The sequence below is a fragment of the Tsukamurella asaccharolytica genome (assembly GCF_007858435.1).
Lineage (GTDB): Bacteria > Actinomycetota > Actinomycetes > Mycobacteriales > Mycobacteriaceae > Tsukamurella > Tsukamurella asaccharolytica.
This window is the reverse complement of sequence record NZ_VIGW01000008.1, coordinates 26,591-47,165: the sequence shown is the minus strand read 5'-3', so window position 1 is coordinate 47,165 and position 20,575 is coordinate 26,591. Positions and strand designations below refer to the sequence as shown.

27 protein-coding genes and 1 tRNA gene are annotated in these 20,575 nt (G+C 70.6%); 12 read left to right on the top strand and 16 right to left on the bottom strand.

Going from position 1 to position 20,575, the window contains the following annotated elements; genetic code table 11:
- The first annotated feature begins 22 nt into the window (after positions 1-22).
- Positions 23-1,801 (top strand): AMP-dependent synthetase/ligase, encoded by a 1,779-nt coding sequence (locus tag FK529_RS14725; protein WP_231703096.1) that lies wholly within the window; start codon positions 23-25, stop codon positions 1,799-1,801.
- A gap of 68 nt (positions 1,802-1,869) precedes the next feature.
- Here FK529_RS14725 and FK529_RS14720 read toward each other — a convergent pair whose 3' ends face one another.
- Both FK529_RS14720 and FK529_RS14715 read right to left on the bottom strand, forming a co-directional pair.
- A complete protein-coding gene (locus FK529_RS14720; RefSeq protein WP_231703095.1) occupies positions 1,870-2,247 on the bottom strand; it encodes a DUF3817 domain-containing protein in 378 nt (125 codons plus the stop codon).
- Positions 2,244-2,705, bottom strand: coding sequence for a transcriptional regulator (locus FK529_RS14715; RefSeq protein WP_146562495.1), 462 nt, complete (start codon positions 2,703-2,705; stop codon positions 2,244-2,246). The genes FK529_RS14720 and FK529_RS14715 overlap by 4 nt, the downstream gene beginning before the upstream one ends.
- A gap of 86 nt (positions 2,706-2,791) precedes the next feature.
- Between FK529_RS14715 and FK529_RS14710 the strand changes: the two genes are divergently transcribed.
- Positions 2,792-2,873: transfer RNA gene (locus FK529_RS14710), tRNA-Leu, on the top strand.
- 660 nt (positions 2,874-3,533) lie between these two features.
- The gene (locus FK529_RS14705; RefSeq protein WP_146562493.1) at positions 3,534-3,890 is read left to right on the top strand and encodes a hemophore-related protein; all 357 of its coding nucleotides are present in this window, start codon (positions 3,534-3,536) and stop codon (positions 3,888-3,890) included.
- Between the two features lie 66 nt (positions 3,891-3,956).
- On the opposite strand, the gene trbK is transcribed toward FK529_RS14705, so the two are convergent.
- The 11 genes from trbK to clpS form a co-directional block, all read right to left on the bottom strand.
- Positions 3,957-4,238: an entry exclusion lipoprotein TrbK gene (gene trbK / locus FK529_RS14700; RefSeq protein ID WP_146562492.1), complete on the bottom strand. Its 282-nt coding sequence runs from the start codon at positions 4,236-4,238 to the stop codon at positions 3,957-3,959.
- Between the two features lie 63 nt (positions 4,239-4,301).
- Positions 4,302-5,549 carry an LCP family protein gene (locus FK529_RS14695; RefSeq protein ID WP_146562491.1) on the bottom strand — a complete coding sequence of 416 codons (1,248 nt, stop codon included), beginning with the start codon at positions 5,547-5,549 and terminating at the stop codon, positions 4,302-4,304.
- A 9-nt stretch (positions 5,550-5,558) separates the two neighbouring features.
- Positions 5,559-6,203: an RdgB/HAM1 family non-canonical purine NTP pyrophosphatase gene (gene rdgB, locus FK529_RS14690; protein WP_193559709.1), complete on the bottom strand. Its 645-nt coding sequence runs from the start codon at positions 6,201-6,203 to the stop codon at positions 5,559-5,561.
- Positions 6,200-6,982, bottom strand: a complete 783-nt coding sequence (gene rph, locus FK529_RS14685; protein ID WP_146562490.1) for a ribonuclease PH — start codon at positions 6,980-6,982, stop codon at positions 6,200-6,202. The genes rdgB and rph overlap by 4 nt, the downstream gene beginning before the upstream one ends.
- Positions 6,983-7,016: 34 nt before the next feature.
- Positions 7,017-7,778 (bottom strand): cyclic nucleotide-degrading phosphodiesterase, encoded by a 762-nt coding sequence (locus tag FK529_RS14680; protein ID WP_146562487.1) that lies wholly within the window; start codon positions 7,776-7,778, stop codon positions 7,017-7,019.
- Between the two features lie 28 nt (positions 7,779-7,806).
- Positions 7,807-8,457 (bottom strand): rhomboid family intramembrane serine protease, encoded by a 651-nt coding sequence (locus FK529_RS14675; RefSeq protein ID WP_146562482.1) that lies wholly within the window; start codon positions 8,455-8,457, stop codon positions 7,807-7,809.
- Positions 8,458-8,491: 34 nt separating this feature from the next.
- Positions 8,492-9,460 carry a PLP-dependent cysteine synthase family protein gene (locus FK529_RS14670; protein ID WP_146562479.1) on the bottom strand — a complete coding sequence of 323 codons (969 nt, stop codon included), beginning with the start codon at positions 9,458-9,460 and terminating at the stop codon, positions 8,492-8,494.
- Positions 9,461-9,733 carry a MoaD/ThiS family protein gene (locus FK529_RS14665; protein ID WP_146562477.1) on the bottom strand — a complete coding sequence of 91 codons (273 nt, stop codon included), beginning with the start codon at positions 9,731-9,733 and terminating at the stop codon, positions 9,461-9,463. It lies immediately after the preceding gene.
- The gene (locus tag FK529_RS14660; RefSeq protein ID WP_146562474.1) at positions 9,733-10,173 is read right to left on the bottom strand and encodes a M67 family metallopeptidase; all 441 of its coding nucleotides are present in this window, start codon (positions 10,171-10,173) and stop codon (positions 9,733-9,735) included. Before FK529_RS14660 ends, FK529_RS14665 begins: the two co-directional genes overlap by 1 nt.
- Before the next feature lie 28 nt (positions 10,174-10,201).
- The gene (locus FK529_RS14655; RefSeq protein WP_146562472.1) at positions 10,202-10,810 is read right to left on the bottom strand and encodes a DUF2017 domain-containing protein; all 609 of its coding nucleotides are present in this window, start codon (positions 10,808-10,810) and stop codon (positions 10,202-10,204) included.
- Positions 10,811-11,158, bottom strand: a complete 348-nt coding sequence (clpS, locus tag FK529_RS14650; RefSeq protein WP_146562470.1) for an ATP-dependent Clp protease adapter ClpS — start codon at positions 11,156-11,158, stop codon at positions 10,811-10,813.
- An 18-nt stretch (positions 11,159-11,176) separates the two neighbouring features.
- Between clpS and FK529_RS14645 the strand changes: the two genes are divergently transcribed.
- Entirely contained in the window at positions 11,177-12,511 is a 1,335-nt protein-coding gene (locus FK529_RS14645; protein ID WP_146562468.1) for a nicotinate phosphoribosyltransferase, read from the top strand.
- The gene (locus tag FK529_RS14640) at positions 12,508-13,077 is read left to right on the top strand and encodes an isochorismatase family protein (RefSeq protein WP_146562465.1); all 570 of its coding nucleotides are present in this window, start codon (positions 12,508-12,510) and stop codon (positions 13,075-13,077) included. The genes FK529_RS14645 and FK529_RS14640 overlap by 4 nt, the downstream gene beginning before the upstream one ends.
- Before the next feature lie 30 nt (positions 13,078-13,107).
- Here FK529_RS14640 and FK529_RS14635 read toward each other — a convergent pair whose 3' ends face one another.
- Positions 13,108-14,079, bottom strand: a complete 972-nt coding sequence (locus FK529_RS14635; RefSeq protein WP_158635129.1) for an alpha/beta fold hydrolase — start codon at positions 14,077-14,079, stop codon at positions 13,108-13,110.
- Positions 14,080-14,151: 72 nt separating this feature from the next.
- On the opposite strand from FK529_RS14635, the gene FK529_RS14630 reads away from it, so the two are divergent.
- Positions 14,152-14,697 carry a TetR/AcrR family transcriptional regulator gene (locus FK529_RS14630; protein WP_146562462.1) on the top strand — a complete coding sequence of 182 codons (546 nt, stop codon included), beginning with the start codon at positions 14,152-14,154 and terminating at the stop codon, positions 14,695-14,697.
- Here the strand turns inward: FK529_RS14630 and FK529_RS14625 are convergent.
- Both FK529_RS14625 and FK529_RS14620 read right to left on the bottom strand, forming a co-directional pair.
- A complete protein-coding gene (locus FK529_RS14625) occupies positions 14,678-15,067 on the bottom strand; it encodes a helix-turn-helix domain-containing protein (protein WP_146562460.1) in 390 nt (129 codons plus the stop codon). The two genes, FK529_RS14630 and FK529_RS14625, sit on opposite strands and share 20 nt — an antisense overlap.
- Positions 15,060-15,302, bottom strand: a complete 243-nt coding sequence (locus tag FK529_RS14620; protein ID WP_146562458.1) for a thiamine-binding protein — start codon at positions 15,300-15,302, stop codon at positions 15,060-15,062. Before FK529_RS14620 ends, FK529_RS14625 begins: the two co-directional genes overlap by 8 nt.
- A 113-nt stretch (positions 15,303-15,415) precedes the next feature.
- Between FK529_RS14620 and uraD the strand changes: the two genes are divergently transcribed.
- The 6 genes from uraD to FK529_RS14590 all read left to right on the top strand — a co-directional run bounded on the left by uraD (position 15,416) and on the right by FK529_RS14590 (position 20,570).
- Entirely contained in the window at positions 15,416-15,937 is a 522-nt protein-coding gene (uraD, locus tag FK529_RS14615) for a 2-oxo-4-hydroxy-4-carboxy-5-ureidoimidazoline decarboxylase (RefSeq protein WP_146562456.1), read from the top strand.
- Entirely contained in the window at positions 15,934-16,281 is a 348-nt protein-coding gene (uraH, locus tag FK529_RS14610; protein WP_146562454.1) for a hydroxyisourate hydrolase, read from the top strand. Before uraD ends, uraH begins: the two co-directional genes overlap by 4 nt.
- 52 nt (positions 16,282-16,333) lie before the next feature.
- The gene (pucL, locus tag FK529_RS14605; protein WP_146562453.1) at positions 16,334-17,191 is read left to right on the top strand and encodes a factor-independent urate hydroxylase; all 858 of its coding nucleotides are present in this window, start codon (positions 16,334-16,336) and stop codon (positions 17,189-17,191) included.
- 13 nt (positions 17,192-17,204) lie between these two features.
- A complete protein-coding gene (locus tag FK529_RS14600) occupies positions 17,205-18,581 on the top strand; it encodes a nucleobase:cation symporter-2 family protein (protein ID WP_146562451.1) in 1,377 nt (458 codons plus the stop codon).
- Between the two features lie 221 nt (positions 18,582-18,802).
- Positions 18,803-19,639, top strand: a complete 837-nt coding sequence (locus FK529_RS14595; RefSeq protein ID WP_146562449.1) for a hydroxypyruvate isomerase family protein — start codon at positions 18,803-18,805, stop codon at positions 19,637-19,639.
- Positions 19,640-19,688: 49 nt separating this feature from the next.
- Complete coding sequence (locus FK529_RS14590) at positions 19,689-20,570, top strand: 2-hydroxy-3-oxopropionate reductase (protein ID WP_146562447.1); 882 nt, start codon at positions 19,689-19,691, stop codon at positions 20,568-20,570.
- Positions 20,571-20,575 lie beyond the last annotated feature (5 nt).

Sequence of the window (20,575 nt, the reverse complement as noted above, 5' to 3'; positions counted from 1 at the left end):
CTATCTGCACGAGGAGATGAAGTTGCGCATCGAGTCCACGGAACCGACCCGGACCCACGCTCCATCGGACAACCTGACCACGCGGGTCCGCGACCTCGCGGCATCGGCACCGTCGACGGAGCTGTTCCTGCGCCCGTCCGGCTCCGGCTGGTCGCCGGTGACCGCCGCGCAGTTCAACGAGCAGGTCACCGCGATCGGCAAGGGCCTCATGGCCCGCGGCATCGAGGTCGGCACGCGGATCGCGATCATGAGCCCGACGCGGTACGAGTGGGCCCTGCTCGACTACGCGAACTGGTCCGTCGGCGGTTCGACGGTGGCGGTGTACGAGTCGAACTCGCCCGCGCAGGTCGAGCACATCCTCACCGACTCGGGATCGATCGCGCTCATCACCGACACCCGCGACACCGCCGACCGGGTCGCCGGGGGCGTGCCCGCGGCCGCCCAGGTCTGGGTGATCGAGGAGGGCCTCGTGGACGCCCTGGTGGCCGACGGTGCCGGCGTCTCGGACGAGGACTACCTCGCCCGCGCGACCGCCGTCCCGGCCGCCGCGGAGGCGACCCTGGTCTACACCTCGGGCACCACTGGCAAGCCGAAGGGCGTGGTGCTCACGCACGACAATCTGCTCAGCGAGTACGACGCGATCCACGAGGGCCTCGACACGATGGCCGGCCCGAACGCCAGCACGGTGATGTTCCTACCGCTCGCCCACATCTTCGCGCGCGCGATCTCGGTGGCGGCGGTGCAGCACTCGATCCGTGTCGCCCACACCGCCGACCTGTCGAACCTGACCGGCCTGTTCGCCGAGCTCAAGCCGACCTACATCCTCAGCGTGCCCCGGGTCTTCGAGAAGGTCTACAACACGATGAGCGCCAAGGCCGAGGAGGCCGGCAAGGGAAAGATCTTCAACGCCGCCGTGGAGACGGCGATCGCGTACAGCAAGGCCCAGGACACCGGCGGCGCGGGGCTCGTCCTCAAGGTCAAGCACGCCCTGTTCGACAAGCTGGTCTACTCGAAGCTGCGCGAAGCGCTCGGCGGCAAGTGTGACTGCGCCGTCTCGGGCGGCGCGCCGCTCGGCGCGCGCCTGGGCCACTTCTTCCGCGGCGCCGGCGTCACCGTCTACGAGGGCTACGGCCTGTCGGAGACCAGCGCGGCGATCACCTGCAACACGCCGACGGAGCAGCGGGTCGGCACCGTCGGCAGGCCCGTACCGGGCAACGCGGTCGCGATCGCCGAGGACGGCGAGATCCTGCTCCGCGGCCCGGTCGTCTTCGGCGGCTACTGGGGGCTGCCCGAGGCCACCGCCGATGCACTGCGGGACGGGTGGTTCCACACGGGCGACCTGGGCTCCCTCGACGCCGACGGCTACCTCTCGATCACGGGCCGCAAGAAGGAGATCCTGGTCACCTCGGCGGGCAAGAACGTCGCGCCGGCGCGGACCGAGGACGCACTGCGCCAGCATCCGCTGGTCTCGCAGGCGATGCTCGTCGGCGATAAGCAGCCGTTCGTAGGGGCGCTCATCACCCTGGACCAGGAGGCCCTGCCGGGGTGGCTGTCGGCGCACGGCCTCCCCGCCGAGATGACGCTCGAGGAGGCCGCGGCGAACGAGACGCTGCTCGCCGAGATCGCCTCGGCGGTGGCGACCGCCAACAGCCTCGTGTCCAAGGCCGAGCAGGTGAAGAAGTGGAGTGTGCTCACCACCGACTTCACCATCGACGGCGGCGAGCTCACGCCGACGCTCAAGGTCAAGCGCAACGTCGTGATGGACAAGTACGGCGACGAGGTCGACGCGATCTACGCCTGAGCCGTTCCCTTGTTACGAACGCCGCCCGCTCTCCTCGGGGAGCGGGCGGCGTTCGTCGTCTCAGCGGGTCAGAGGTCGAACTGCGCGCGAATCTCGTCCGAGTTCTTCTTCTCGAAGTAGAAGCCGAGCAGCGGGATGGTGCCTGCGAGCAGCGTGACCAGGAAGCGCGGCGCAGGCCACCGCACCTTGACGCCCAGATCCAGCGTGAAGATCAGGTAGATGAAGTAGCCCCAGCCGTGGATGATCGCGACGAGACCGAGCCAGCCGGGCACCGGCCAGTCGAATGCGGGCGCCAGTAGGTACTTGTAGATCATCTCGGCGCACAGGATGAGCAGGAAGTAGCCGGTGAAGTTAGCCATGAAGCGATAGCGCTTGAGCGCCCCGCTCACCTGGTCACGGCGCTTTGCCGCCAGCTTCTCCGCCGTCGGCGCGGATGCGTCGGTCACTTCTTCTCCTCGGTCTGCTCACTCCCCGCCAGTTCGGCGAGGAGCTTGTTGTACTCGTCGTGCGCCGGGTCGTCCGGCGCGGTGTCCGGGGCCGACGGTGCGGCGGCCCGGCTGGGCAGGAAGCCCTCGGGGATCGCGGTGAGGGTGCCGGCCGACTTCGCGGAGGCCGCCGCTGTAGCGGGGCCCCCCGCCGCCGCGCGAGCGGGGTCGGCACCGTCTTCACCCTCGGCGGCGAGCAGGTCCTGCAGCTCGGCCTCGTCCTCGAGCTGCACGAACCGTCGGTAGCCCCACACTGCGGCAACGGCGAAGAGCGGCCACTGCAGGGCGTAACCCAGGTTGCGCGCGGAGCCCGCAGTGGACTCGAAGCGTCCCCACTGCCACCAGCCGAGCGCCAGGAAGGCCGCGGCGGCGATCACGACGAACGCGATCAGCGCGGGGCGATGACGACGACGTTTCACGACCTCGACGGTACCCGTCGACCCGGCGCTGTCCGAAAACCGGTATCGTGACCTGCGCCGCAGGGGAGGGATCTCCGCTGCCGCACGCGCCCGTGGCGGAATTGGCAGACGCGCTGGATTTAGGTTCCAGTACCTCCGGGTGTGGGAGTTCAAGTCTCCCCGGGCGCACCCGCATGTGGCGGCCCGCGGACGGAGCCTTCCGGGCCCCGCCTACCATCGTGGGGTGCCCGACGACTCCGCCTCCACCGATCCGTTCATCGCAGCAGTTCTGTTTCTCAGCGCGTTGCTGGCGGGTGCCGGTGGTGTCGTGTTCTGGCTGATCCTCGTACTCGGCCTCTAGCGCGCCACCGAGCCGCGGCCGAAGGCACGACCGAGAGCGTCGATCAGCTCATGCTCCACAGCAACAGCGCTGTGACGACCGCGCCAACGATCCACGGCCACGTACGACGGGGTTTGGAAGTGCGAAGTTCTTCGGTCATCCCCCCTGTCTACCAGCCCCGACCGCCGGGCGTTGCCTACCGCAGGAACGAAACGGCCTGCGGCTCGGCGCTCATCCTCGCTGCGGCCGACGGTACGTCCCGGCTACCACAAGCCACCACAGTCCCTGATATACAAAGGGCAACAGGGGATGTCGGTTAGACGATGGACCGTGCACAATCCTCATGAAGAAACCCCCAGGCAGAACTGGGTATTCGCCGAGTCGCCGCACAGCAGCCTGAGAATACCTGTGAATTCTCTTCGTCGGAGCTCAGATTCGTACGATTACTCTCGTTGGAGTGGTTCGGACCGCCCACTGCGGTTCCGAGCGACTACGAAGGGAGAAACGACATGCTCAATCGATGGAAGTTCGCCGCGACCGCCGGCGTCGCCGGCGCACTCGCTCTGGCCCCCGCCGCGATGGCACAGGCCGCACCGTCCGACCCGGTTCCCGGGACGAACTGCACTGTCGGCCAGGTCGAACGCGCATTGGTCGCGGTCGCACCCGAGGCCGCCACCGCGATCAACCAGGTGCCCGGCGGCCGCGCCGAGGCCGAGCGGATCCTGACCCTGCCGCCCGCCGAGCGCAACGCTCGGATCCATGAGCTCGGCCGCCAGAACCCCCAGCTGGTCATGTACTACAACCAGAACCAGGGGAAGATCAACCAGACGATCGGCGTCGTCGCGAAGACCTGTTCGCAGTACTGATCGCCCTGTGTGACACCGAAGGCGCCGACTCCCCCGGAGTCGGCGCCTTCGCCATGTGGCGGACCGTCAGGAGATCGGGATCTCCTTGATCTTCGAATCCGGCTTCCCCACCGTTGTGCAGTACGCGACGGCCTGCTGCTGCAGGCCCGTGATGACGAGCGCGGAGGGTTCGTCGCCGTGCTTGTCCTTGTACAGCTTCGTCACCTGGTCGCGCTGGTCCGTGTCGGACATCTTCTGGTAGTCCTCGCACGTCGTGTCACCGCCCTGCTTCGTGCAGCCGGTGAGGGTGAGCGCGACGACGGCGAGTGCCGCAGCGCCGACGCGGATTCGGTGAGTGGACTTCGACATGGAGAACCTTCCGCTGGATGACGGGACCCCTCGACCCTACCGAGGCCCCAGGCCCGACAGTGGTCAATCGACGCAGGGGATCTCGCCGCCGCGGAGCGTGGTCCCGGCGTCCGGTACGGGACCTCCCGTGGCAGTCGCCGATGCCGACGTCGTGCTGGGCGCCCGCGGGGCCGTGAAGCCCACGGGCTTCGGGACCGGGGCGGAACCGGTGGAGGACGTGGCGTCCGAGGATCCTTCGGCCTCATCGGGTTCCGGGACGGACTGGCCGAAGGCCTTCTGCACTTGCGCGCGGATGGCCTTCGGGTCCACCAGGTTCACGGCCTGTTGGTCGATCGTGTCGTACCCGAGTACCGGCAGAGTGGTGAAAGTGAGGTTCGTGCCGGCGATCTGTCCGGCCTGCTGCGCGAACTCCTGCAGATTCCATCCGTCCGAGACGACGACGTCCTTCTGCGCGACGGCGATCAGCGACTGCAGTTTCCGGACATCACCGAAGACGCCCTGCTTCTGCAACTGCACCATGACCCCGGCGATGAAGGCCTGCTGCCGATGTGTCCGGTCGAGGTCACCGTCGGCAAGGCCGTGTCGCTGCCGCACGAAGGCCAGGGACTGCGAGGCGTTCAGCTTCTGTCGCCCGGCGGGGAACGCAGCACCGGAGTAGCTGTCGCGCACGGGATTGTTGAGGCACACCTCGACGCCACCGAGGGTCTGCGCGAGGTCGTAGAAACCGACGAGGCTGACCTCCGCGAAGTGGTCGATCGGGACCCCGACCAGCCGTCCCACGGTGGCGATCGTGGCGGCGCGCGCCGACTCGCGGGCCTTGCTTTCGAGCTCCTTACGATCGGAGACGCCTGCGGCGGCCAGCGTGTCCTCGACCTCCGCCTTGCGCGTGCCGTACGCCTCCTTGATCTTCCCCTTCTTCTTCGAGTCCACGCCGACGAAGCTCACGTAGTCGTCGCGCGGGATCGAGAAGGCGGTCACCTTCTTCCCGTCCGCCGGCACGTGCAGCAGGATCAGGGTGTTGGTGTTGTAGCCGCCGTTGTCACTGGTACCGGCGTGCAATTGCTGGAGTACATCGGCCGGGAGGGGATCGCCGTTCTGATCGCGTCGCGTGTCCAGCCCCATCAGCAGGATGTTCTTCGCGCCGCCCGTGGACTTCGCGACCTTCGCCTCGGCGAGCGCGCGGGAGACGTTGAAGCCGCCGATCACCAGATTGGTACTCCACCAGACGGTCCCGGTGACCGCGAGGACGACGGCCGACAGCAGCGCGATGGCCACACGGCCACCCCGCGCTCCCGACGTTCTACGCTTCACGCGGCGACATTACCGCGCCGACCGCCCCGCGTCGGGGACGCGCGCCGCGAGGGCCCGCAGCGGCTCCACCAGCTGGGCGAGCGCCCGCGCGCGGTGGCTGATCGCGTTCTTCTCCTCCGCCGTGAGCTCCGCGGCGGTGCGGTCCGAGCCCTCCGGCAGGAAGACCGGGTCGTAGCCGAAGCCGCCGTCGCCCCGCGGCTCCCGCAGGACGGCACCCCGCCAGGCGCCGCGCACCGTGACCTGCCCGGCCTCCCCTGGTCCGCTGACCAGGGCGCACGCGGAGACGAACTCACCGCCGCGGCGCTCGTCGGGCGTGTCGGAGATCTGCGCGAGCAGGAGCGCGGTGTTCGCGGAATCGTCGCCGTGCCGGCCGGACCAACGCGCCGAGAGCACGCCGGGCATGCCGTTCAGGGCGTCGACGCAGATCCCGGAATCGTCCGCGAGACAGGGCAGGCCGGTCCGCTCGTAGCCTTGCCGCGCTTTGATCAGCGCGTTGCCCTCGAACGACGGTGCGTCCTCCGGCAACTCCTCGAAGGCAGGGACCTCGTCGAGCCCGACGACCTCCAAGCCGACGATGCCCGCGTCCGCCACCACCTGCCGCAGTTCACGGAGCTTCTTGGCGTTGCGGGAGGCGAGCAGCAGCCGCACGGTCACTGACCGAACTTCTTCTTCTGCTCGCCCTCGAACTCCGGCAGCACGCCGGGGTACGGCGCCGCGAGGGCCTCCTTCTGCACGGCGAAGAGCTTCTCGGTCCCGGCGATGGCGGAATCCAGCATCCAGTCGAGCGTGGTGCGCGCGAAGGTGGCGCCCTCGCCGGTGCCCTGCACCTCGACGAGGGTGCCGGTATCGGTGGCGACGACGTTCATGTCGACCTCGGCGCGCGAATCCTCCTCGTACGGCAGGTCGAGCCGGACCCGGCCGTCGACGACGCCCACCGACACGGCCGCGATGGCGCACGAGATCGGCTGCGGATCGGTCAGTTTGCCCGCGGCGCCGAGGTACGTGACGGCGTCGCACAGCGCGACGTAAGCGCCGGTGATCGACGCGGTGCGCGTGCCGCCGTCGGCCTGGAGCACGTCGCAGTCGATGGCGATCGTGTTCTCGCCCAGGGCCGCGAGGTCGATGCATGCGCGCAGCGACCGACCGACGAGCCGGGAGATCTCGTGGGTGCGGCCGCCGACCTTGCCCTTGGTGGACTCGCGGCGGCTGCGTTCGTGCGTGGCGGCGGGGAGCATCGAGTACTCGGCGGTCAGCCAGCCCTGGCCGGATCCCCGGCGCCATCCGGGCACCCCCAGCTCGACGCTCGCGGTGCACAGCACCTTGGTGTTGCCGAACTCCACCAGCACCGAGCCCGCGGGGTTCTGCGTGAATCCCCGGGTGATGGTCACCGGGCGGAGTTCGTCGTCGGCCCTGCCGTCTGCGCGTCTGCTCACGCGCCCAGCCTATCGCCTCCGGTCGGCGGCGGCGTCAGAGCTCGAAGACGTCGCCACCGGTGACCGCCTGCACCGGCCCGTCGTACACGGACCGCGCCTCGGCCAGCACCGCCTCGCGCGAGGTCCACGGCGGGATGTGCGTGAGCAGGAGCCGCCCGACGCCCGCGTCCGCGGCCGCCTGCCCGGCCTCGATGCCCGAGAGGTGCACGCCGAGCGGCCGGTTGGCGGGGTCGTGCGTCCAGCTGGCCTCGGCCAGCAGCACGTCGGCGCCGCGGGCGAGCTCGACCAGGTTCTCGCACACCCCGGTATCGCCGGTGTAGGCGAGGACCCTGCCGCTGGGCGCGGTGATCCGCAGGCCGTGCGACTCCGGCGGGTGATACATGCGGAAAGGCCGCACGGTGAACCCTCCGACCGCGTGGTCCTCGTCCTCCGCCCAGGCGGAGAAGTCGAACGTGTCGGAGATGTCGTCGAACGCCGCAGCCGTCTCCGCGGAGGCGCGCCCCAGGCGCTCCGGGGTGTCGGCGGGGCCGATGAGGCGGGCGCGCCCGACCGCGGGCTCCGGGTGGTAGCGGCGCCACACGAGCAGGGAGGGCACGTCGAGGCAGTGGTCGGCGTGCAGGTGGGAGAGCATCACCGTGACGGTGTTGGGGTCCACTCGCTGTTGCAACTCCCCGAGCACCCCCGGGCCGAAATCCATGACGACCGGCTCATGTCCGTCTGCCTCCAGAAGGTATCCCGAGCAGGCCGCCCAAGGACCGCCGACGCTGCCGGAACACCCGAGGATGGTGAGACGCATGAAAGACATGCTGCCAGATCCGCGATCGTCACGAGGCAATCGCGCCGACCTCACGCGAATTGCCAGGTCCGGACTTCCCCCGGGCGCGGCGCCCGAGCAGGGCCGCCGCGATCAGGCCGCCGACGGCGCCCCACAGATGCGCCTGCCAGGAGACGCCGGGCTGACCGGGCAGGACGCCCCACAGCATCCCGCCGTACAGGACCATGAGCGTCACCCCGACGATGATGTCGAGCGGCTTGCGGGTGAACAACCCGCGCACCGCCAGGTACGTCATCCAGCCGAACAGCACCCCGGACAGCCCGATCACCACGGTGTTCGAGCCGCCCGTGACCCACACTCCGACGCCCGAGACCAGCCAGATGATCGCAGTGGCCAGCAGGAATCGGCCGGCGCCGGCGATCAGGCCGAGGAAGCCGAGGATCAGGGCCGGAACACTGTTGGCGGCCAGGTGCTCCCAGCCGCCGTGCAGCAGCGGGGCGAGCGCGATCCCGCGGACCGCGTCCGCACCGTCGCGGGGGTGGATGCCCCACTGGTCCAAGGCGTTGCCGGCGACCACGTCGACGACCTCGATACCCCACAGCGCGACGACGAAGACCGCGACCACGATCGCGGATCGTCCGGCCGTGCTTCCCACCGCCCGCCCTACGGGCGACCGCTCGTCGTTGCCGTGAACCGTCATGGCGACCTCCTCGCGCGAGCGGAGGCGGTGCGGCTCACGCCCAGAGCTGGCCGTCGAGGGCCTCCTCCGCGTCTTCCAACGTACCGTCGTACGCGCCGGTCGACAGATACTTCCACCCCGCATCGGCCACGACGAAGGCCACGTCGGCCCGCTCCCCCGCCGCCAGGGCCTTGTTCGCGACCCCGAGCGCGGCGTGCAGCACGCCGCCGGTGGAGACGCCGGCGAAGATCCCCTCCTCGTCGATGAGCTGCCGCATGCGCCGCACCGCGTCGTAGGAGCCCACGGAGAACCGGCGGGTGAGGACGGATTCGTCGTAGAGCTCGGGAACGAAACCCTCGTCGAGGTTGCGGAGCCCGTAGACCAGTTCTCCGTACCGCGGTTCGGCGGCCACGATCTGCACGCCCGATACGTGTTCGCGCAGGTAGCGACCGGTGCCCATGAGCGTGCCCGTGGTCCCGAGCCCGGCCACGAAGTGCGTGATCTCGGGCAGGTCCGCGAGCAGCTCCGGGCCGGTGCCGGCGTAGTGCGCACGGGCGTTGGCAGGGTTGCCGTACTGGTAGAGCATCACCCAGTCGGGGTGCTCGGCGGCCAGCTTCTTCGCCTCGGCGACGGCGCGGTTGGAGCCGCCGGCGGCGGGGCTGGAGATGATCTCCGCTCCGTACATGGTGAGCAGCTGGCGCCGCTCCGCGGAGGTGTTCTCGGGCATGACGCACACCAGCCGGTAGCCCTTGAGCTTCGCGGCCATAGCGAGGCTGATCCCGGTGTTGCCGGAGGTGGGCTCGAGGATGGTGTCGCCGGGGCGCAACCGCCCGTCGGCCTCGGCCTCGGTGATCATGCGCAGTGCCGGGCGGTCCTTGATCGAGCCCGTCGGATTGCGGTCCTCGAGCTTGGCCCACAGGCGAACGGGGGGCGCACCGTCCGCGCCTTCCCAGCGGGGCGACAGGCGCGGCAGCCCGACCAGCGGCGTGCCGCCGAGCGAGTCGAGCAGCGAGTCGAAGCGCACCTATCCGCCTGCCACGGCGGGCAGCACCGTGACGGTGCCGCCGTCGGCGACGGGGGTGTCGAGGCCACCGGTGAACCGCACGTCCTCGTCGTCGACGTAGACGTTGACGAACCGGTGGAGCGCGCCGTCCGCGATCAGCCGGTCCCGGATCCCGGAATGTCGGGTCTCGAGGTCGTCGATGACGGCGGCGAGCGTCGCGCCCGCGGCGGGAACGCGCTTCTGATCGCCGGTCAGCGGGCGCAGGATCGTCGGGATGGAGACGGTGACGGACATCAATCCTCCAGGATGTGGACGGGTTCTTCGGTGATCACGCCATCGACGATGGCAAAGCTGCGGACCTCGGCCTCGGGGCCCAGTTCGTCGCGGGTGGAGACGAGCACGTAGTGCGCGTTGGGCTCGGAGGCGAACTTCGCGTCGGTGCGCGAGGGGTAGGCCTCGGTGGCCGTGTGCGAGTGGTAGATCACCACCGGCTCCTCGCCGGCGTCATCCATGGCGCGCCAGACGCGCAGCTGTTCGGCCGAGTCGAACCGGTAGAAGGTGGGCGAGCGCTCGGCGTTGAGCATCTCGATGAAGCGCTCGGGACGGCCGGTGCCCTCGGGACCAGCGATGATCCCGCACGCCTCATCGGGGTGGTCGCGGCGCGCATGGGCGATCATCCGCTCCACGAGGTCGCGCCTGATCGTCAGTCCGCCCGGCGGGCCCGGCTCCGTCATGTGCCGTGCAACCGCTGCCGCCCGCGAGCTATTCCGGCTCGCGGTCGAGCATCACCGAGACCAGCACGTCGAGCATCGCCGAGAGCCAGTGGTAGACGTCGACGTGCCCCGCGCGCGCCGGATCGTCCGAGGCCGGCCCGTCGGGCAGGTCGGCGGTGATGCCGAGCAGCGTGCCCAGCGCGAGGCGCAGATCGTTGATGCAGGTCAGCCAATCCTGGGCCTCGGACTCGGTGAGGGTGACGCCGCCCGCCCGTTCGGGGAGGGTGGCGAGCACGGTCTGCGCCGCATCGCGCTTGGCGTCGATCACCTCGGGCTCGTTGAGCGACCGGAGCGCGCCGTTCAGGTCGCGGGCCAGCTCGCCCGACGGTGCGTCGCTCGCGCCCGGTGCGTTCGCGTCGGCGCGGTAGAAGTCGGGCAGCAGCCGCTGCAGCACGGCCTCCTGCGGGGGCTCGGCGTGCCCGGTCCGCAGGCCGGTGACCTCCGCGAGATCGTCGTGCGGGGCCGAGTCCTCCCGCTCGTCGAAGAGCTCCACCAGCGAGCCGACGAGGGACCGGACGAGGCCGACCTCCTCCGGATCCATCTTCGAGACGAAGCGGACATCGCCGCGCACGCCACGCTTGACCTGCCAGTTACGCACTCAGTCGTCTCGCTGCATCGTCGCCCACAGGCCCGCCGCATGCAGCTTGCGGACGTCGGCCTCCACCTTGTCGCGGTCGCCCGTGGAGACCACGGCCTTGCCCTCGGTGTGTACCTGCATCATCAGTTCCTTGGCTTTGGCCGTGCTGAAGCCGAAGAGCTTCCGCAGGACGAAGGTCACGTACGACATCAGATTCACCGGGTCGTCCCAGACGACGGTGACCCAGGGCTTGTCGATCGCCTCGTCGGTCTTGCGTTCGAGAACCGCGGACGTACCGGGCTGGGCAGCAGTGGAACCTCCGCCCGGACCCCCAGCACTTACCGGGGCCGCTGCGCTGCTGTCGGTCATGGCTCTAGGGTACCCAGTGTGACGGTAGATGAAAACGGGGCCGACGCCTCCCGGCCCAGCTCCGCCCTCCTCACCGACCAGTACGAGCTGACCATGCTCGCTGCGGCGCTGAAGGACGGCACGGCGCACCGCCCGTGCGTCTTCGAGGTCTTCGCGCGACGCCTGCCCGCGGGCCGCCGGTACGGCGTCGTCGCCGGCACCGCGCGGGTGCTCGACGAACTCCGCCGATTCCGCTTCGGGCCCGCCGAGCTCGCAGCGGTCGAGCGTTTCCTGGACGCCGAGACCCTGGCCTGGCTCAAGGACTACCGGTTCACGGGCGAGATCGACGGCTACCGCGAGGGCGAGCTGTACTTCCCGGGCTCTCCGCTGCTGACGGTGCGCGCAACCTTCGCCGAGGGCGTGATCCTGGAGACCCTGATCCTGTCGATCCTCAACCACGACAGCGCGATCGCCTCCGCCGGTGCGCGCATGGTCTCCGCCGCCGCGGGGCGCCCGCTCATCGAGATGGGTTCCCGCCGCACGCACGAGCGCGCCGCTGTGGCGTCGGCCCGCGCGGCCTACCTCGCCGGCTTCGCGACCACGTCGAACATGGAGGCGGCCCGGACGTACGGCGTCCCGTCGGGGGGCACCGCGGCCCACGCCTTCACCCTGCTGCACACCGGCCCGGACGGCCCCGACGAGGAGGCCGCCTTCGCGGCCCAGGTCGCGGCGCAGGGTCCGGGAACGACGCTGCTGGTGGACACCTACGACATCACCGAGGGCGTGAACCGCGCCGTTCGCGCCGCGGGACCGGAGCTCGGCGGCGTGCGCATCGACTCGGGCGATCTCGGAATCATCACCCGGCAGGTCCGGGCGCAGCTCGACGGGCTGGGGGCGACGCGGACCCGGATCGTGGTCTCGGGCGACCTCGACGAGTACGCGATCGGCGCGCTGCGCGCGGAGCCGATCGACGTCTACGGCGTCGGCACCTCGCTCGTCACCGGCTCGGGGGCGCCGACGGCCGGCATGGTCTACAAACTCGTCGAGGTCGACGGGCTACCGGTCGCGAAGCGCAGCTCGCACAAGGAGACCCAGGGCGGCGAGAAGCGCGCCGTGCGGCTCGCTCGGAGCACGGGCACGATCGTGGAGGAGCTGCTGTACCGGCCGGGGGCCACCCCGACGGTGCCGGCGCACCTCACCGCCACGCCGCTGCAGATCCCGCTGGTGCGGGGCGGCGAGCAGGTCGACGGCCTGCCCGGCCTCGAGGACGCCCGCGCGCACCTGCGCGCCGCGCTGGTGACCCTGCCGTGGGAGGGCCTCGGCCTGTCCAACGGCGAGCCCGCGATCCCCACCCGACTCGAGGAGCGCCGATGACCGCCGCCACCGCGCAGCGGAGCGACGCCCTCGTCGTCGTGGACGTGCAGAACGACTTCTGCGAGGGCGGCTCGCTTGCCGTCGCGGGCGGCGCGCAGGTGGCGCGGCGCATCCACGACGACCTACTGGAGTCCTATCCGGTGATCGTCGCGACCCGGGACTGGCACATCGACCCCGGGGCGCACTTCTCGCCGACCCCGGACTACGTGGAGTCGTGGCCCGTGCATTGCCGAGCCCGCACCGAGGGCGCGCAGTTCCACCCGAACCTGCGCCTGCCCCTGCGGGTGCCGGTGTTCAGCAAGGGTGCCTATTCCGCGGCGTACTCGGGTTTCGAGGCGCACGACGCCGACGGGGCCTCGCTCGCCGAGTGGCTCGCGGCGCACCACGTCGCGTCGGTCGACGTGGTCGGTATCGCCACAGACTACTGCGTGCGCGCCACCGCGCTCGACGCCCTCGCCACCGGCCTGACGGTGCGCGTCCTCGCCGGCTACACCGCGGGTGTCGCCGCGGAGTCGACGCGCGCCGCTCTGGCGGAGTTCGCCGCCGCCGGGATCACGGTGGCCTGAGCAGCACGCGACGGTACAAACGCAGCAGGGCTATGCCGGGTGGCGAGCCTGCAGCGTCGAGAGCTCGGCGAGCAGCTCGTCGGAGTACTCCATCGGCAGCGAGTGCGTCCCGTCGGGCCAGACGCGGACGGTCGCGTCCGGCAGGGTCCGGGCGCGCGCCGCGGCCGCGGCGGTGTCGGTGACCGCGCTGCCGCCGCCGAGCCCGACGAAAACCGGCATGGTCAGCCGCGCGAGCGCGGCATCGTCGAGTTGGACCGGCATCGGAAGCGCGGCGCGGTAGCCCGCCGCGCCGGCGTCGATCATGGCGCCGACCGGGCCTGCGGTGACGTCCGCCCCGTCGGCCCCGCCGATCGACGCGAGCCCCTTCCGGCGCCAGGACTCGGGCAGGAAGGGTAGCGCCGACGGCAGGGTGGCGGCGTACATCTGCCAGCGCATTCCGGCGAAGACGAGGACCGGCTCCCACAGCGTCAGCGTCGCGACGCGGCCGGGGTACCGCGCCGCGAAGTTCGCCGCGGTCCACGCGCCGAAGGAGTGCCCGACGAGGTGCGCACGGCTCAGCCCGAGCGTCGTCATCGTCTCAGCGAGCCACGTCGCCTGGTCCTCGACGCCCGCGAGCGGCCGGTCCTGCACGCTCATGCCCGCGTCGCCCAGCGCGTCGACGGCGTAGACCTCCCGATCCTGCAGGCGCGCCAGCACGTCCGCCCACATCGGCACGCCCGACGACCGGCCCGGCACCAGGAGGATCGGCGCCGTCCCCGGCCGCGGCGTGCCGAACCGGTACGCGCGGACGACGCCGAAGCCGGTGCGCACGTCCCGCGTCTCGGCCGGCGCCGGCAGATCGCGGAAGGCCCGGTCGTACCGCTCGAGGTACGTGGCGCGCGCGGCCGCCGACCGCCAGTACCCCACGGGGCTCGGGTCGCGCAGCAGGTACGCGCCGACCCCGGCGAGGACCGCCGTCGCTGCCAGGCCGACCGCCGCGACGCGGCGGAACCGTCGTCCCATGAGACACCTCCTTTGACAATGCGTATGCATTGTATCAATGTCGCAATGCGTATGCATTGCTATGCTGCGAGGGTGCCGAGGCAGGTGGACCACGAGGAACGTCGCGCGGAGATCGACCGCGCCGTGTGGGCGATCATCGCCGACGAGGGGGTCGCCGCCGTCACGCTGCGGGCGATCGCGGCGCGCGCCCGCATCTCGATGGGGCGCGTCCAGCACTACTTCCCCACCCGCGACGCGATCGTCGAGCACGCGCTGACGTCGTACCTCGCGCTGGCCGAGCGCGCCCACCCCGTACCCGAGGACCGTCACGAGGCCCTCGTCATGCTCCTCACCCACGCGATCCCGCGCGACGGGGCCCGCCGCCTCGGCGCGAAGGTCTGGTACGCCTACCTCGCCGAGGCGGTGACCGATCCCGGTATCCGCGCCATCGTCGGCGAGGCGCTCCGGGGGTCCGAGGACCTCGCGACGGAGCTCCTCGACGGGGATCGACCCCGGGCCCGAACCCTCCTCGCCGCCGCGGACGCGCTGGCCTACCGGGCGCTGATCGGGGTGATCTCCGCGGACGAGGCCGAGGCCGCGGTGCGGGCACTGGCCGGCGTCAGCCCCGGACCCGGTTGAGGTAGTTGTAGACCGTGAACCGAGTGACGCCGAGCGCCTCGGCGACCGACTCGGCCGACTTGCGGTAGGCGAAGGCGCCGCGCTCCTCGAGCAGGCGGACCGCGCGCTGCTTCTCGGCCCGGCCCAGCTCGGCCAGCGGCGAGCCCAGCTCGTCGGCGACGTTCGCGAGCAGGGCGTCCAGGTCTCCAGCGGGAGCGTCGGCCGCCGGCAGCCGTACACCGCCGACGGTCTCCCCCTCCCACACGAGGGGAACGTCGCCGTGCCGCAGCGCGTCCGGCGTCACGAGCTCCGCGTCGAGGCGGGCGACGAGACCGCGGACCGCCTCGACGAGCGGGTGATCCAGCCCGGGACGGGGCGCGGACTCAGTCATCGGCGCAGTCGATCTGCACCGTGACGCGAGTGGCCCCGGCGGCGAAGGCACCGGCCAGCGCCGCACGGAGGGCGTCGAGCACCGCACCGGACTCGCCTTCCACCGACGTACCCAGCGGGCCGAAATCGTGGTCCAGCCCCCGGGCGCGGAGTACCTCGACGGCCCGCTCGGCGTGCGCGGGCACCGCGCCTTCCCCCTCGAAGGGCTCGCTGGTGAATTCCGCGGTGAGGCGCATGCCCGCATCGTAACCCGGACGAATTTTCAACAAACTGTTGACGTGACTCAGATCACATGTCATTCTTCGATAAGTGGAAAACTTCTTCCGCAGACCGAAAGAAGGCAGGTCATATGGACCTCGAAGACTTCAACTCGGCACCGGAGGCCGATATCCGGGCGACTCTACTCGCGTGTTGCGATGTGCGCTCGTGGAGCGACGCGGTGATCGACGGACGGCCGTACGCCGACGCCACGGACGCCCTCCGCGCCGCCGGCACCGCCGCGCTGGCGTTCACCCCGGCCGACGTCGACCGTGCCCTCGCGGCGCATCCGCGGATCGGCGAGCGCGCCACCGGCGCCTCCACCGAGGCTGCGTGGTCCCGCCGGGAGCAGTCCGGTGTGGCGTCGGACGCCGAGACGCAGGCGGCCCTGCTCGCCGGCAACGCCGCCTACGAGGAGCGCTTCGACCGCGTCTTTCTCATCAACGCCGCGGGCCTGGACGCGACCGCGGTTCTCGCCGAGCTGCACCGGCGGCTCGAGAACACGCCCGACGCCGAGGCTGCCGAAGTCGCCCGCGAGCTGCGTGGCATCGCGCTCCGCCGTCTCGCTCGCGTCTTGGAGCTGGAAGAGCAACTCACAGAGAGGAATTCATGAGTACCGTTACCACCCACGTCCTCGACACCGCGCGCGGCGTCCCCGCCGCCGGGGTGCCGATCCGGATGGACCGGATCGGGCCGGACGGCGCCGTCGAGCCGGTGGCGAAGGGCGTCACGGACGACGACGGTCGCGTTCGCGACCTCGGCCCGGACGACCTGGCGGCCGGCCTCTACCGCCTGAGTTTCGACACCGCGAGCTACGCCGCGGCGACCGGCCAGGAGAACTTCTTTCCCGAGGTCGCCATCACCTTCCGCCTGGTCCCGGTCGACGGAGCCGTACCCCACCATCACGTCCCGCTCCTCCTGAGCCCGTTCCACTACTCCACCTACAAAGGAAGCTGACCACCATGGCGATCCACTTGGGCCCAATCAGTACGGCAAGGCGGAGAGCCGCGTGGTGCGCATCTACCGCGACACCGCCCGGCACACGATCCGCGACCTCAACGTCTCGTCGGCGCTGCGCGGCGACTTCCGCGACGCGCACATCAGCGGCGACCAGGCGGCCGTCCTCCCGACCGACACCCAGAAGAACACCGCCTTCGCCTTCGCCAAGGAGAAGGGAATCGGCGCGATCGAGGACTACGCTCTCACGCTCGGCGGGCACTTCATCGACGCGACCCCTCGAGCCGACGGCGCCCGCATCGAGGTGCACGAGTACCCGTGGGACCGCATCCAGGTCGACGGCGCCGGCCACGACCACGCCTTCGTCCGCTCGGGTGGCGGCGTGCGGTCGACCGTCGTCAACGTCGACGGCCGCGGCGCCGACCGCCGCGCCCACGTCGTCGCCGGCATCCACGACCTGACGCTGCTCAAATCGACCGGCTCGGAGTTCCACGGCTTCCTCAAGGACGAGTACACGACGCTGCAGGAGACCGACGACAGGATCCTCGCGACCTCGCTCGTGGCCAAGTGGCGCTACGACCACACCGACGTGGACTGGGACAAGTCCTTCGACTCGATCCGCGCGATCCTGCTGCAACGCTTCGCGGAGATCCACAGTAAGGCGCTGCAGCAGACCCTGTACGGCATGGGCCGGTCGGTGCTCGAGCAGCACCCGGAGGTCGCGGAGATCAAGTTCTCGGCGCCGAACAAGCACCACTTCCTCGTGGACCTCTCCCCGTTCGGCACCGAGAACCCCGGCGAGGTGTTCATCGCGGCCGACCGACCCTACGGCCTGATCGAGGCGAGCGTCGTGCGCGACGACGCCTCCGACGCCGGTTCGGCGTGGCACGGCGTGCCCGGATTCTGTTAGCGAGACGGCGACCATGACCACCACAGCCACCGAGGCACGACCCGAGGACGAACGTCTCCCGCTCGGCAGGACCTTCGCCTACGGACTCCAGCACATCCTCACCATGTACGGCGGCGTCATCGCGCCCCCGCTCATCGTGGGCGGCGCGGCCGGTCTCTCGGCCACCGACATGAGCCTGCTCGTGACCGCGGGCCTGTTCGTCAGCGGCCTGGCCACGATCCTGCAGACGATCGGCATCGGCCCGTTCGGCGCGCGCCTGCCCATCGTGCAGGGCCTTTCGTTCGCCAGCGTCTCGACGATGACCGCCATCGCGCAGGACGGAGGCGTGCGGCCCATCTTCGGCGCGATCATCGTCGCCGGACTGATCGGCCTCGTACTCAGCTCCGTCTTCGCGAAACTGGTCCGGTTCTTCCCGCCCGTGGTGACGGGCACGATCATCACGGTGATCGGCCTCTCGCTCCTGCCCGTCACGTTCACCTGGGCGCAGGGCGGCAACGCCAAGGCCGCGGACTACGGCTCGATGGCCAACATCGGGCTGGCCGGCGCGACGGTGCTGATCATCCTGGCCATCAGCCGACTCTTCCAGGGCGCGATCTCCCGGCTGTCGATCCTGATCGGCATCGTGGTGGGCACGGTCATCGCCGCCTTCATGGGCAAGCTCGACTTCTCCAAGGTCGGTGATGGACCGGTCTTCTCGCTGCCCCCGGTCATGCATTTCGGCAGCCCGACCTTCCAGATCGGCGCCATCATCTCGATGACGATCGTGATCCTCGTGATCATGACCGAGACCACGGCCGACATCCTCGCCATCGGCGAGATCGTGGGCACCCCGGTCGACTCGAAGCGGGTCGCCGCGGGCTTACGGGCGGACATGCTGTCCACCACGGTCGCTCCGGTCTTCAGCGCCTTCCCGTGCAGCGCCTTCGCGCAGAACGTCGGCCTGGTGGCGCTCACCGGGATCAAGAGCCGGTACGTCGTGGCGATGGGCGGCGGAATCCTCGCATTCCTCGGCCTGCTGCCCGTCGTGGGGCGCGTGATCGCGGCGATCCCGACCCCCGTACTCGGCGGCGCCGGCCTGGTGCTGTTCGGTTCCGTTGCCGCCAGCGGTATCAAGACGCTGTCCCGGGTCGACTTCGACGGCAATCTCAACATGGTGATCGTCGCCGTCTCCCTCGGTATGGGGATGATCCCCGTGGCCGCGCCCACGTTCTGGGACGCCTTCCCGACCGCCGTCGGCACGATCATGCACTCCGGCATCAGCGCCGCCGCCGTCGTGGCAGTCGTCCTGAACTTCCTGTTCAACGAGATCACGGCGGGCAACCGCCCGGACGTCTCGGTGTTCGCCGCGGCGCCCGACGAACGCGGTAACCCCATCCCCGGAAACGATTGACGGCCGGCCGGCATCCGTCGTGGACCGAAGCCGGAGTGTGCCCACGCACACTCCGGCTTCGTCATCTCCCACACCCTTGACGTGACCACCGTCACGTCGTACTATTCCATAGTACGGAACTCAACGTTCCAACAGGTGAAAGCTTGCAGGTCGAGTCGACCTCGCCGGAACCTCCACCGCCCGTACCACCGCCCACACCTCCGCCCGAAAAGGAGCACCCCATGACCCCGAGCACCCCCGCCAAGTACACGGTCAATTGCTCGATCCTGCTGGCCGACACCCCGGTCTTCGAGCGCCCCCGCCTGGTCCGCGACGCGGGCTTCGAGGCCGTCGAGTTCTGGTGGCCCTTCCCGACGGCGGTACCGAGCGACCGCCAGGTCAGCGCCTTCGTCGCCGCGGTCGAGAACGCCGGCGTGCAGCTCACCGGCCTCAACTTCGCGGCCGGCGACATGCCCGGTGGCGAGCGGGGCATTCTCTCCGACCCCGCGCGCGTCTCCGAGTTCCGCGACAACATCGACGTCGTCATCGGCATCGGCGAGCGCCTCGGCACCCCGGCCTTCAACGCCTTGTACGGCAACCGGATCGACGGGGTGGACCCCGTCGAGCAGGACGCCGTCGCCGCCGAGAACCTCGCCGCCGCGGGTGCTGCGGCCGCACGGATCGGCGCCGTCGTGCTGATCGAGCCGGTCAGCGGCGCCCCGCGCTACCCGCTCCTCACCGCCGCCGACGCGGTGACCGTCATCGGCCGCGTGCGGGAGCAGTCCGGGGTCGATTCCCTGCGCCTGCTCGCCGATCTGTACCACCTGCAGGTCAACGGCGACGACGTCGCCTCCGCCATCGACGAACACGCCGGGTTGATCGGGCACGTGCAGATCGCCGACGCCCCCGGCCGCGGCGAGCCCGGTACGGGCACCTTCGACCTCGACGGCCACTTGGCCCACCTCGAGCGCGTCGGCTACCGCGGGCCGATCGGCTTGGAGTACAAGCAGACCCAGGACGACCCCTTCGCCTGGCTCCCCCGCGAGCTGCGCGGCGCCCGCGTCGCCGCCGCCTCCTGAGCCGCCCCCAGCCACCCGATCACCGATCGACGACCCGACAAGGAAACTCATGACGAACATCGCCTTCATCGGACTCGGCATCATGGGCAGCCCCATGGCCGTGCATCTCGCGAAAGCCGGCCACGCCGTGGCCGGGTACAACCGCAGTCCCGCGCGGGCCAAGGCGCTCGTCGACGCGGGCGGCCGCGCCGCCGCCTCGATCGCCGACGCGGTGACCGACGCCGAGGTCGTCGCCGTCATGGTGCCGGACTCCCCCGACGTGCTGGCCGTGCTCGCCGGCGAGGGCGGCGTCTTCGACAACGCCCCCGCGGGCGCCCTGATCATCGATTTCTCCAGTATCCGGCCCGATGTGACGACCGATCTCGCGGTGCAGGCCGCCGAGCGCGGATTCCGCCTGATCGACGCCCCCGTCTCCGGCGGCGAAGCGGGTGCGGTGAACGCGGCCCTCTCCATCATGGTCGGGGGCACGGCCGAGGACTTCGCCGCGGCGAAACCCGTGCTCGATGTGGTGGGCAAGACCGTCGTGCACGTGGGCCCCAACGGCGCCGGCCAGACGGTCAAGGCCGCCAACCAGCTCATCGTCGCCGGCAACATCCAGCTGCTGGCCGAGGCGATCGTCTTCCTCGAGGCCTACGGCGTGGACACCGCCGCGGCAGTGCAGGTGCTCGGCGGAGGCCTCGCCGGCTCCGCCGTCCTCGACCAGAAGGCACAGAAGATGGTGGACCGGGAGTTCGAGCCCGGTTTCCGAATCGAGCTGCACCACAAGGACCTGGGCATCGTCACCGCCGCCGCCCGCGAGGCCGGCGTCGTCGCGCCGCTCGGCGGTCTCGTCGCCCAGCTCATGGCATCCGCTCGCGCGGCCGGCGACGGCCCACTCGATCACTCCGCGCTGCTGCGCGGCGTCGAGCGGCTGTCCGGCCGCACGTCCTAACCCGA